Genomic DNA, 12,289 nt, shown 5'->3' with positions numbered 1-12,289 from the left:
ACCCCGGGCCGCCGCCGCCCGACGGCCGGTCGCTCCCGGGGCGGCGCCGGCGTCAGCACGGTTCGGGCGGCGGCCGCCGCCCGAGCCGTGCTGACTTCGGTCCCGGAGCGGCTCGTCCCGGGGTCTCCGGCCCCGCGAGCACGCTGAGAGCCGCCACCGCCAAGGCGTTGACGGCCGCCGGCAGGGCCGTGCGCGGGTCGGGGGCGAAGAGGGGCGAGTGGTTCGGGGGGAGCCGGCCCGCCGAGGCCGTCCACTGGCGAGGGCTCGCGGTGCCGACCATCCAGTAGACGAGCGGGACGTCCTCCTCGCCGTGGACCGCGGCGCCCGCGCCGCCGTACAGCGGGAAGTCCTCCGAGGCCAGCGACGGCGGCCAGTCGGCGACCCGGGCGGAACCGTAGAGCCCCGTGTGCGCGGCGCGGACCACCCGGGTCGCGGACGGATCGCCCCACAGGGCCGGGGTGCGTGAGACGGTCGTGATCCCCGGCTCGCGCGGGCAGGCGGAGGCGGAGCACTCGGCCCGCACGATGCGCTCCACCGCCGCGAGCGCCCGGTCGAGGGACGCGTCCGTGAGGGCCCGCAGGCCGATGCCCAGTTCCGCCGTGTCCGGCACCACGTTCACCGCCGTGCCCGCCCGCACGGTGCCGACGGTGAGGGTGAGCTGGTCGGCGGGGGAGCTCTCGCGCGAGACGACCGTCTGCAGACGGGTGATCACGGCCGCGGCCGTCACCACCGGGTCCACGGCCAGGTGCGGTGTCCCGGCGTGCCCCCCGCGCCCGTGCAGCACGACGTCGAGCGCGGTGCTCGCCGCCGTCATCGGGGCGTGCCGGGTGCCGTGCGCGACCATGCCGGAGGGCAGCGGCGCCGCGTGCTGGGCGAGGACCACGTCCGGCCTGCCGAACCGCTCGTACAGACCGTCCTCCAGCATCGCGCGTGCGCCCGTCAGCGTCTCCTCGGCCGGCTGGCCGAGGACCACGAGGGTCCCCCGCCACCGCTCGGCCGCCCGCGCCAGGAGGTCCACCGCCCCGGTCGCGGCGGCGAGGTGGAGGTCATGGCCGCAGGCGTGCATGGCGCCGTTCCCGGAGGCGTACGGGAGCCCGGTCCGCTCCTCCAGGGGAAGGGCGTCGAGTTCGGCCCGCAGATACACCCGTGGGCCCTCGCCGTTGCGCAGGACGCCGACCACACCGTGGCCGCCGACTCCGCGGGTGACGTCGAGGCCCAGGGCCGCGAGGCGGTCCGCGAAGAGCCCGGCCGTGCGGCGCTCCTCGCCGGACGGCTCGGGGTTCCGGTGGACGTCCAGATAGAGGGTGAGAGCGGGACGCAGTGCCACCCCGGCCGGGGCGAGGACCGGGTCGGGGGGTTCGGGCTGGTTCACGGGGCTCCAGGGGGAGAGGCGCGCCGCTGGCGTCGCGTGCCAGCGATGTGCGTGCGGGAGACGTGCCGAACGGTGAGCGGGCGGCGGTGCAATGGGACGTGTACACACCCCCGGGCGGTCCCGTGCGGGACCGTGGTCAAGAGGAGGCGCCATGAACAAGGACCTGAGCACGCTCGCCGACGAGATCCTGGAGCTCGAGGCCGAGACGTTCGAGATCTCCGACTACTCGGACGCCAGCGAGGTCGTGCTGGCCGGCTCCACCAGCACCAGCTCGACCTCGACCTGCAGCTCCACCACCAGCACCACCTCCTGCTCCGCCTGATCCGGGCCGGAGGAGCGCCCGGTGTCCGTTCCCCGGACACCGGGCGCCCTGCGTTCCGGCGCGACGGGGCTACGGAAACGGGTGCGGGACCCGGCGGATCTCGGCGTCGGTCAGGTCCGTCGCGCGATGGCCGCCCCGGCGCAGGGCCGTCCGCAGCCGGGGCAGCAGCGGTGCCCGCTGCCGGTTCCAGCCGAAGTCGATCGGCAGCAGACCCGGTACGAGGGTGCTCACCGTGCACAGCCCCATCCGTTCCTGCTCGGGAGTGGTCTGGTCGACGACGATCACGTCGTGGCCGGCCCCGGCGAGCAGGTCGGTCACGGCCCGGACGTCGTCCCGGAGGTCGTCCGTCCTCGGCCGGCCGGACGATTCCCAGTCCCGGTAGACCTCCTCGGAGCCACGCACCGCCAGGGGCTCCAGATAACCCCGGGCGTGCACCGCCATCCGCGGCAGCCCGTACAGCTGCGCGTGGTCCTTCAGATGACGGACGAGGCCGAAATCGTCCGCCATGGCCTCCAGTTCTGCCCTCCGCTCCTGCGTCTGGCGGGAGAGGTGCGGGATGTAGGTGAGCACCTCCGACAGGGCGCCCTCCACCGCGGACCGGGGGTCGAGCGAGGCCGCCGCCGCGAACGAGAGGGTGCCGGGGCCGCCGTCCCGGCGTACGGCCACCGCGGTGACCACGGGGACCGGCAGGTCGATGCGGTTGTCCAGGACGTGGACGTCGTACCCCTGGAGCGCCGCTCGTTCCGCCATGGCCGCGGCCGTCCGGCCGCCGACGGTGTCCAGGTCGATCTCGGTGAGCCGGGCGTCGCCGTACCAGGCGTTCAGGAAGGCGTCCCGCTCGACGAGTTCGAGCAGCCCGCCGAGGACCGCCTCCTCGAGGCTGCCGCCGATGGCGCAGCCGTTGGAGCACTCGAAGACGAAGTTGTCGGCGGCGAGGCCCGCGCTGTAGTACACGAGCCGGGAGGGGACCAGGACCGGGCGCTCGTCGCGGAGCGACCAGCCCCACTCCCAGGGGATGGCGCGGTCCGGGTCGAACGGGTCGACCAGAGGGTCCTCGCGGTAGGTGCGCGGATCGTAGAAGCCGCAGGTCGCGGGGTCGACGGCATCGTCCCGGAGCGCGTTCCAGGAGCCGGTCACGGGGGTGTGCCCGCCGCGCCGGTGGGTTCCCGCGTACCGTTCGAGGCCCTCCAGGAAGGCCAGGGTGCGGCTGGTGGAGAAGGTGTTCTCCTGGCCGCTCCACGTGACGTCGTTGAGACCCGCGTATCCGCGCACGAAGACGCTCCCGGCGACCGGCGCGGTCGTCGGCGAGGTGACGCTGATCCACGTCCCGCCGCCGAGCGCCCCGCACACCGGGTTGGCGAGCGCCTCGCGCGGCAGGGGGTACGAGGACGCGGCACGCAGCCGGTACGTGCCGGGGTCCGGCTTCCGGCGCCCGACGAGGGCCATCGGGCGCGGTCCGGCCGGGGTGCGGTCGGGCGCGCAGTCGGGGCAGAGCGGATCGGCGAGGAGCGGGTACGTGCGGACCGCGAGCGTCGACAGGTCGACACGGGAGACCTGCGGCAGCGCCCGGTCGGCGGGGTCCGGCGCGGCGGGCTCGGCCCCGGGTCGGCCGTCGAGCACGGCCTGGTGGAGGGCCGCCACCGCGTCGTACACGTGGTCGGTGAGCAGCGGCCACACCCCGGCCGGTCGAGGACCGTCCGGCCCGCCGGTCTCCAGCGCGTCGCGCTCGCTGCGGCTGCGCAGGCGCTGCCAGCGCAGGGCGAGGCAGCGGCCGCAGGCCGGCGCGGTGCCGTCCCCGCCCCACGGGCCGACGAGCACCGCGGAGGACGTGAGGTGGACACGGGCGCCGGCGCGCTCGGCCGCCCAGGGGTCCGGGGCTCCCCGGCCGCCGAGCGGTGCGCCGGCGTCCGTGGCCCCGACCGGGACGACGGGAACGTCGCGGCCGAGTCGCACGGCGAGCGCGGCCCGCAGACCGGCCCGTGCCTCGTCCATGGGCAGCGGCAGGGGCGGCGCGGCCACGCCCGAGGTGCTTCCGGCGGCGCTCACGACGACCTGGTCCAGCGGAAGGTCTTCACCGCGACCGCGCCGAAGACCAGGGCGAACACGAGCAGTCCGGCGCATCCCACCCACACGTCGGAGGAGTCGCCGCGGCCGGCGAGCGCGTGGGACACGGCGTCGTTGAGATAGCGCAGCGGCATGGCGAGCGAGACGTTCCGCAGCCAGGACGGCATCGAGTCGAGGGGGAAGAAGGACCCGGACAGGAACGCCATGGGCAGCATCAGGAAGTTGGCGACGGCCGCGACCGACTCGGGCGTGTTCGCGAACGACCCGATGATCACCCCGAGCAGGAGGAAGGTCGTGATGCCCAGGATCAGGACCGGGATCAACAGCGGCCAGCCGGCGGCCGGTTCGAGGCCGAACACGGGCAGCATCGCGACCCCGACGAACAGCAGTGACTGGACGGCGCCGACGACCAGCGCGATGACGTAGCGGGAGCCGATGACGGCCGAGAGCGGGGCCGGGGACATCCGGATCAGCCGCAGGATGTCGTCGGTCCGCCACTGCATGAGGGTGAAGGCGATGCCGAACACGGCGGCGTTCGCCACGCCCCAGGACAGCACGCCGGACGCGGTGTACGAGAGGTAGGACAGCCCGCTCTCCTGCACGGCCTGGCCTCGGAAGATCAGCCCGAAGACGACGAGGAAGAGGAGGGGGAAGGCGAACGTGAAGAAGAGGGTGGTCCGGTCGCGGACCTGGGCACGGTAGCCCGCCCCGGTCAGTGCGGCATAGGCGCTCATGGTCAGGACTCCGTGGTCTCGGCGTGCGGGTGGCCGGACCGTCCGGCACCGGTGAGGCGGGCGGTCAGGTCGAGGTAGACGTCTTCGAGGCCGGGTGAGCGGGTCTGGACGCCGTCGAGACCGACGAGCCGGTCCACGGCGGAGAGGACACGGCCGGACGCGTGGGTCTCCAGGACCAGTGAGCCGCCCTCGACGGTGACCCGTTCGACGCCCTCGATCGCCGCGGCCCGGTCCGGGTCGAGACGGCCCAGCGGAAGCAGGAGGCGGCTCGGGGCCCGCGAGGCGCCGACCAGGTGGTGCGGGGAGTCGGTCACGGCGATCCGCCCGTCCACCAGGATGGCGATCCGGTCGCAGAGCGCCTCCGCCTCGTCGAGGTGGTGGGTGGTGTGCACGATCGTGCGCCCCTCCGCCTTGAGACCCCGGAGCACCTCCCACAGGGCACGGCGCGCCTGCGGGTCCAGCGCGGCGGTCGGCTCGTCGAGGAAGATCAGCTCGGGACCGTGGACGAGCGCGGAGGCGATCGCAAGGCGTTGCCGCTGCCCACCCGAGAGGTTCTCGACCTGGACGCCCCGCTGCTCGGTGAGACCCACGGAATCGAGGGTGGCGTCGACGGCGCCGCGCGGCGCGCCGTAGAGCGCGGCGACGGTCCGCAGATGCTCGTGGGCGGTCTGCCGGACGAAGAACGCCGAGCTCTGGGTCTGCACGCCGAGCCGGGGCAGCAGTGCCGTGTTGCGGGGCCAGGGGGACTCGCCGAAGACGGCGACCGTGCCCGCGTCGGCCCGGCGCAGTCCCTCCATGATCTCGATCAGGGTGGACTTGCCCGCGCCGTTGGGGCCGAGCAGGCCGAAGAACTCGCCCCGGTGGATCTCCAGGGAGACGTCGTCCAGGGCCTGGCGGTCCCCGTACCGCTTGGAGACACCCCGGACCAGGACGGCGGCGGTCGGCGGACCGCCCGCGGCGGATGTGGTTGACATGGCCTGTACCTCACTCATGCGGTGCGTCGTTCCTTCGGGTCAGCCGAGCAGGTGGAGGACGAACGTGATCGTGGCCGCCGCGGCGAGCAGGACCAGGGCGGTGGAGCCGAGCGCGTACGCCGTGTAGATGCGCCGGGCCCGTGCCGAGTAGCCGGCCAGGGCCTCGGCCCCCGCCGCCCCGCGACGGCGCAGGGCCAGATAGGTCCGGGTCTCGGGGGCGAGGTGAGCGGCTCCGAGGGCGTGCCCGAGCATCCGGTACCCGTCGAGCGGAGGCAGCGGTACGAGATTGCTCAGGGCCTGGATCGTGCCGAGCACCAGGAGACCGGCGAGCGGGGAACGCTCCGCCGCGCCGTCCGGCAGGAGGAACCACCAGACGCCGAAGGGCAGCAGCAGCACCATGTTGAGGTGGGCGCCGGCTCCGGCGACGACCAGCTTGGCGCTCCTGCCCGGCAGGAAGAGGTAGTTGTCCACCGTGCAGTAGAGGAGGGCGGCGGGGAACCGCCAGCGCAGGCCGATCTCGGCGACGTGCCCCCCGTAGTGCTGGGCGGCGACGCCGTGCGCCAGCTCGTGGAGCGTGATGCTCGCCCACAGGAACAGTGCGACGCCCATCAGCGCGAACGGCTGCCGGACCGTCTCGGCGGTGCCGTCGAGCAGCTCCCCCGACCGCCAGGCGAGCGCGCCGACGAGCGCGAGCACGGCGGCGAGGAGCGGGAGCTGGACGGCCGGACGGAGGACCGGGCGCAGGACGCGGTGCAGGCGTGCGGTGGTCGCGTCGGCGTCCGCGACCATCGGACGGGTGCCGCGCCAGAAGGAGTTGGGGCGCCGGGGGGCCGGGGCGGGGGAGGCCGGATCGGGCGCGCCGACGAGGAGGCCCCGGGTGCCGAGGAGGCCCAGGAGCCGGTTCCAGTGCTCCTCGCCGAGCCGGCGGCCGAACCGCTGCGCGTACAGGGGCACGAGGTCGTCGAGGTTCCGGGTGCCGTCGAGGCGCGCCATGAGGAAGTGCTCCTTGACCCCGACCTCGAACGCGGCCCCGGTGACGGGGTGCCTGACGAGGTGCACGGTCCGGGGGCCGCGCAGCAGGGGCGGGCCGAGGAGCACGCCGGGCCGGAGGGCGGGGCGATAGGCCCGCGCGGCGGCGGCGGTCACGCGCCCGCCGCCGGGACGTGCGGGTCTCTGAGGACCTGGCCGAGGACGAAGGACAGGTAGGCCTCGTCGCGGATGGTCACGTGCAGCCGGTTGTTGGTCATGTGCATGTACGGGGAGAGGAGCCTGGGGAGGACCGACGGCAGATGGGTGAGCGGCGCCGTGGGGACGGCGTCCGCCGGTTCCGCGCGCACCTGCCCGGTGTCCTCGCGTGCGGGGCCCTCCCGGAGCGGGAAGAGGAGCTCGCCCCGTCCGGTCAGCTCCGCGACCCGGCCGCGCAGTTCCAGGCAGTGCTCCGCCCAGCCCCGCAGGAACGAGGGGAGCCGCTCCAGCTCGCCGCTCGCGATCGCGGTGCGGACGGCGGCGAACCGGCGGCCCAGGGCGGGTGCCGTCCCGGCGTAGTTCCGCTCGTACTCCTTCGAGCCGATGAACCCGGTCCCGGGGAAGGCCCGGTGCCAGAACTGGTAGTAGCCGTCCAGGTAGTCGGCGAGCCGGTCCTCCTCCGGCAGGAAGCAGCTCGCCATCACCATCATCAGCTGGGCGGAGGTGCCCAGCAGCACGGAGCGGAGGTGGAGGTTCATGGTGCGGAAGGCGTCGACGACCAGCTCGCTGGAGTGACGGAAGTGCCACTCGGCGAGTTCGACACCGGCCGGACCGCCGTACTTGGCGTACTCGGGGGCGTACGGCTCCTCGCTGAAGCTGTTGTTCGGCCGCAGCCGCATCCGGCCGTCGTCGCCCATGTAGCTTCGCCGGTCCTCCCCGGGGAACTCGATGTCGAACAGGGCGTTGTAGAAGTCCTTGAGGAAGCCGGAGTCGACCTCGTACAGCGCGGGACGGCTCCTGAGGAACGCGGTGAGCGCCTCCTCGGCCCGCCTTCTCACCTCGGCGGCCGCGGCGGGGCTCGCGGGGCGCAGCCGCAGCCGCACGTGCGGCCCCTCCAGCCAGTAGTTGATGAAGAAGTGACCCGCGAGCAGCCCCTCCTCGGTGAGCCGGGCGACGAGCGGCCGGACGCAGTCCACCAGCATCGGACGCGGGCTGGCGGCGTAGAAGACGTGGAGGGCGATCCACTCTCCCGGTTCCCGTGCCGGGACGCCGGGAGCTCCCGCGCCGGGGACGGGCGTGACGCGGGGAGCGGGGCCGGGGTGCGGTGAGATCAGTTCGGGCATGTCGGGCCGTCCTCGGTGCGATGGCGGGAGGTGAAGGTCTCCACGGCCAGCTCGGCCACGTGCCGGCCCCGTGGAGACGTCAGATGCAGCGCGTCCCCTGACGGGAGCATCTCGCGCAACGCCACCCCGGTGCCCGGCTCGCGGTCCACCAGGGCGTCGAACGAGGTCAGCGACAGCGGACTCGCGAAGTCCACGTACACGGGCTTGGCGCCCAGGGCCCGGCGGCCCTCGCGGAGCACCGTGGCGAAGACCTGGTCCGGCAGGCCGTGCCGGCGCTGCCAGCGCCGCCACTCCAGGTACCACGACGCCTCGTCCGCGCCGGGGCGGCGGACCGGCAGCACGGCGGCGTCCGCCGTCCAGCTGCGCCGGCTCAGCACGAGGTCGCCGTGGACCACCCTCGGCCTGCGGGTGACCCCGTCGACGGCCGGACCCTCGGGAACGCCGCCCCAGACATCGGTCGGGGTCATGGAGCTCGGCGAGAGCAGCAGCAGGGTGCGGGGGATCTCGGGCAGGGCCACCGGCACGAGGTACCCGAGATAGACCGGGACGACCTCGCGGCCGAGCCGGCGCGAGCGCAGGACGAGGCGGTCGGTCCGCTCGTCGTGCTCCAGCGAGAGGTCGCTCAGGTCGAGTCGGGCGTCCTCCGGAACCGTGGACGTCTCGCCCGGGCACACGATCTGGTAGTCCGTCAGCCTGCCGTGCAGATTGAGGTTGCTGGTGACGGGGCCACCGGTCAGCTCGGCGAACACCGCTCCCGGGGGCCGGCGGTCGCGCAGCTCGGCGCGCAACCTTTCCGAGAGACCGGCCCCGCCGGGCGGGACGGTCTCCGGCGTCCCGTCGTAGGCGTGGGTGAAGCGGCTGAAGGGGAAGGCGAGTCCGCCGTAGGACCGGTTGAGGACCACGCGGGCGTGCGCCTCACCGTCCGGGGCGGGCAGGGCCACCTGGAGATGATGGCTCCGGGGTGTGAAGTCGCCGAGGAGCGGCTCCAGTTCACCGGCGACGGCGGCGAGGAGGTCCTCGGGGAGCCGCAGCTCGTCGTCCGCCCCGCTCCGCCCCCACGCCCCCCACAACTCGCGCATGCCCGCGACGAAACGCCGGCGGGCGCCGTCCAGGACGCGCAGCGCGGGCTGGCCGAGCCAGTTCTCCTCGGGGACGTACTCCCCGTCCGCGTCGAACGCCGTGCGTTTCGCGGCGAAGGACACGTACTGGTCGAAGAAGTCCTCGTGGAAGTCGTGGACGAGGCCGAGCAGGTCGTCGCAGCGGCCACCGCGCCCGAAGCGGGCCAGGAAGAATCCGTGCAGGGTGATGCGGTGGGGCAGCGTGAGGTCGAACATCGGCAGGACGCCCTCGACCGCCCGCAGGGCCTGTCCCGTCGCACCTGCCAGAGGTCCCGCTCCGCAGCCCAGGTCGGACCCCGCGCTGACGTCCTCGTAGAGCAGCGTGCGCGGCAGCGTGGGCTCCTCCGCTCCCAGCTGCCGCTGGACGTCGAGGAGTTGCTCGCGGAGGGTCCGCAGGAGCGCGCGCCGTTCGGCGAGACCGGCGGCGGGATACGCGGCCAGGCACGCGGCCGGTCCGTCCAGGGCGTCCGCCAGCGCGTCGGCCCACGGGGCCGCCAGGTCACGCAGGGAGCGCTGGAACGACCGCAGCGGATCGGGGCTGTGCACCTCGGTGCGCAGGCTCGGCACCTGGACCATGCCGAGCTGCAGCAGCGCGGCCGCGTACCGCTCGCACTCGGCGGGGCCGGCGCCGTGCTCGGTCCCGAGCCACGCGACCAGCTCGCGGTGGCGCAGCCCCGCCCGCTCGTCGAGGAACGCGAGCAGGCGCTCCAGGGTGCCGCTGCCGCGGAGGTAGAACAGCCGGTCGCGGACGGAGTCGAAGGTGACGGAGGCGTCGTCGTCGCCGCTCGTCACCCACTGCCGTACGTAGCGGATCCGGTCCTCGTCGCGGCCCCAGCCCGGGGACAGCACGACGGGGAGGTCCTGGCGGCGCACGGGGTCGGCGAGGATCAGCTCGGTGAGCCGCCCCAGGGCGACGACATTGAGCCGTACGTGACTCGTCCAGGCCTCCGGTTCGCCGACGCGCCATGCGGCGCGGAGGCCGGGGCGCGGCGCGGTGCCTTCGCCGGGACCGCCGTCGAAGATCCCCGTCGCGACCGGGGTGAGGGTGCTGAACGGGCTGGTCTTGCACGCCGTGCGGTAGAGATACGCGAGCGCCGACCGCTCGATCTTGCGCATCCGCCCGCTCGGCTCGGCACGGGTGTCGCCCAGGTACGCGTCGAGCCGGCTGTCGAGCACCGGTGACGCGAGGAGCAGTCCCCGGCGCAGCGGCTCGGAGGCGAGCGCGGTGCGCAGCACGGCGCGGGCGGTGCGCAGGTCCTCCGCGAGGAGGGCCGCTCCCGCGCCGAGGAGGTCGCCGTACGCGACGCGGTCCTCCAGCCAGGCCGAGACGTGTGCGCCGGCCGTCCCGTCGAGTCCGGTCACCAGCCGTACGGCCGCGGCCGGGTCCGCGGGCAGCCGGTTGTTGAAGATCTGGCGGCGCAGGGAGAGAAGCGCCCGCCGTGCGTCGTCGCCGACGGCGTCGGCCGCCTCGACCAGGGCGTGGAGCTCCTCGCTGAGGGCGCCGCCGCCGTCGGCGAGACGCTCCTCGTGCGCCAGGACCGTATCGGCCCAGGCGCGGGTCCGCGGGCAGCGCAGCCCGTGCGCGGTCTCCACGGGCAGGCCGGCGGCGCGGAGCAGGAAGCGCCGGCCCACCTCCCATGCGACCGGCTCCTCGCCTTCGGCGCGGGTGCCGTCGCCGGTCGCGGCGCTGGTCAGCTGTGTCATCGCGGGCCCCTCAGGCGATCTCGTGACGGAAGTCGGCGGGGCCCGGGCGTTCGTTCCCGAGCGGCATGATCAGCAGGGGCGCCTCCGCGGTGCCCTCCAGGCCGAGCCGCTCGACGAACGACACGTTGTCGAAGCCCAGCGCCACCCCCGCGCCGAGCGACAGGGCGGACGCCGCCAGATAGCACGTCTGGGCCACGGCGCCCGCCGTGCCGACGGCGAGCCGGTATCCCCGGTCCCCGACCGCGTCCAGGACGGCCGTCGTCCGCACCGTCGGCACCAGGACGACGCCGGCCTGCTCCAGGTTGTAGTTGGCCAGGAAGTAGTTCTCCTGGAGGAACGCCCCCTGCGGGCCGGGGACGACGAGCGCGAGATCGCCGGCATCGGGGTCGTAGACGTACGCGCCGGGCGCGATGCCCTGGACGTGGTTGACGAAGGCGTACAGCCGGACCTGCCGGAGCGTGCCGTCCGGATCGGCCTCCCCGCAGAACGAGGCCGCCGCGCAGGCCGCGAGCACGGACGACAGCTGGCCGGGCGTGACGGGTTCGGCCGCGTCGAAGCGCCCGAAGCTGCTGCGCCGGCTCCGCAGGACCCGGCGCACCGGCACCTCGGGGAAGGCGGGCGCGGGCAGCGGGACCCGGGTGCCGCCCGCGGGGACGGGCCGGGCGGCCGCCGGGGCGAGCGCACCGGGCGCCGGCCGGTCGGCGGCGTCGGCCACGGTCGTCGCGTGCATGGCCAGCACCGTCGGGAACGCGATGACCGTACGGGACCGCTCGACGTCCCGGTGCCGGGGCGACGGGTCGGGGCCGTCGGTCACCGCCGGACGGGGTACCGCGCCGTCCCCGGCCCAGCGCAGGGGCACGACGGCGAACACCCCTTCCTCCTCACCGTCCGAGCCGAGCAGCCCGTTCAGCCGCGGCTCGTCGAACCACAGCAGGGGTGCGACGCGCAGCCCGTGCGCGGCGGCCCAGACGCGCCAGGTCTGCGCGAGCGTCCCGACATCGGTGCAGACCACGTGGTAGCCGAAGCTGTTGTACTTGAAGGCCGTCTGCCAGTACTTCACGCCGAGGATCAGGTACTGGTCGGTCTCCAGGGCCTCGGGAGGCGCGTCCTTCCCCAGCGCCTCGCGCACCCGGGCCGTCACGTCCCCCGTCAACAGCCGCTGGACGGCGTGCCGCTGGACGTCGTAGTAGTGGATGCCGGGCGTGAGCGGGCCCGAGGGCCCCGAGGCCCAGTGGACGCCGACCGGGTAGAGGCCGCCGCCGCCCGCCGTCCCCCGCGACCAGTTGGCGTGGGTGTAGAAGGGCAGCCCGGACAGGTCGCTGTTCGCCTGGACGCCGAGACGGCGGCCGGTCAGCCCGTACGAGTCCTTGAGCATCGCGGACAGCAGGGGGAGCGTGAAGCCGCCCGGCGCCCCGTGCGCCCCCGGCGGACGGCCCGGCCCGGTGATCGCGGACCCGTCGCCGGACCGGGGGAGGAGGCCGGCGGACGCGGGCGCGTCGGGCAGGTCGTCCCCGTCGGGCAGGGCGTAGGACTCCACGCCCGGGTAGAACTTCCCCCTGCGCGGCCCGTCGGGCCAGTCGGGGACGAAGTCGGCGGGTTCCATCGGAACGCGGCCGCGGTGCAGGACGGCATCGGCGTACTCATGGGCGTACCCCATGGGGTCGGCCTCCTTTCGGACGGCGAGCGGGACGG

9 protein-coding genes are annotated in these 12,289 nt (G+C 74.6%); 1 reads left to right on the top strand and 8 read right to left on the bottom strand.

What is annotated here, in order from left to right; translation table 11 throughout:
• Positions 1-52 precede the first annotated feature (52 nt).
• Positions 53-1,372 (bottom strand): amidohydrolase, encoded by a 1,320-nt coding sequence (locus tag ACFV2S_RS00195; RefSeq protein ID WP_385552510.1) that lies wholly within the window; start codon positions 1,370-1,372, stop codon positions 53-55.
• A 151-nt stretch (positions 1,373-1,523) separates the two neighbouring features.
• Between ACFV2S_RS00195 and ACFV2S_RS00190 the strand changes: the two genes are divergently transcribed.
• Positions 1,524-1,694, top strand: coding sequence for a thiazolylpeptide-type bacteriocin (locus ACFV2S_RS00190; RefSeq protein ID WP_030757923.1), 171 nt, complete (start codon positions 1,524-1,526; stop codon positions 1,692-1,694).
• Between the two features lie 69 nt (positions 1,695-1,763).
• Here ACFV2S_RS00190 and ACFV2S_RS00185 read toward each other — a convergent pair whose 3' ends face one another.
• The 7 genes from ACFV2S_RS00185 to ACFV2S_RS00155 are packed head-to-tail and all read right to left on the bottom strand — an operon-like array spanning position 1,764 to position 12,254.
• A complete protein-coding gene (locus ACFV2S_RS00185; RefSeq protein ID WP_385553540.1) occupies positions 1,764-3,686 on the bottom strand; it encodes a TOMM precursor leader peptide-binding protein in 1,923 nt (640 codons plus the stop codon).
• A 50-nt stretch (positions 3,687-3,736) separates the two neighbouring features.
• The gene (locus ACFV2S_RS00180; protein WP_385552506.1) at positions 3,737-4,492 is read right to left on the bottom strand and encodes an ABC transporter permease; all 756 of its coding nucleotides are present in this window, start codon (positions 4,490-4,492) and stop codon (positions 3,737-3,739) included.
• A 2-nt stretch (positions 4,493-4,494) separates the two neighbouring features.
• Positions 4,495-5,484, bottom strand: a complete 990-nt coding sequence (locus ACFV2S_RS00175; RefSeq protein WP_385552503.1) for an ABC transporter ATP-binding protein — start codon at positions 5,482-5,484, stop codon at positions 4,495-4,497.
• A gap of 21 nt (positions 5,485-5,505) precedes the next feature.
• Positions 5,506-6,612, bottom strand: coding sequence for a metalloprotease (locus ACFV2S_RS00170; protein ID WP_385552500.1), 1,107 nt, complete (start codon positions 6,610-6,612; stop codon positions 5,506-5,508).
• On the bottom strand, positions 6,609-7,775 hold the full coding sequence (locus ACFV2S_RS00165) for a lantibiotic dehydratase C-terminal domain-containing protein (RefSeq protein WP_385552497.1): 1,167 nt from the start codon (positions 7,773-7,775) through the stop codon (positions 6,609-6,611). The genes ACFV2S_RS00170 and ACFV2S_RS00165 overlap by 4 nt, the downstream gene beginning before the upstream one ends.
• The gene (locus ACFV2S_RS00160; RefSeq protein WP_385552494.1) at positions 7,763-10,597 is read right to left on the bottom strand and encodes a lantibiotic dehydratase; all 2,835 of its coding nucleotides are present in this window, start codon (positions 10,595-10,597) and stop codon (positions 7,763-7,765) included. The genes ACFV2S_RS00165 and ACFV2S_RS00160 overlap by 13 nt, the downstream gene beginning before the upstream one ends.
• Positions 10,598-10,607: 10 nt before the next feature.
• Positions 10,608-12,254: a nitroreductase family protein gene (locus ACFV2S_RS00155; protein ID WP_385552491.1), complete on the bottom strand. Its 1,647-nt coding sequence runs from the start codon at positions 12,252-12,254 to the stop codon at positions 10,608-10,610.
• Positions 12,255-12,289: the final 35 nt, after the last annotated feature.

It is taken from the genome of Streptomyces sp. NPDC059695, from assembly GCF_042733785.1.
Lineage (GTDB): Bacteria > Actinomycetota > Actinomycetes > Streptomycetales > Streptomycetaceae > Streptomyces.
This window is presented reverse-complemented; position numbering and strand designations above follow the sequence as displayed.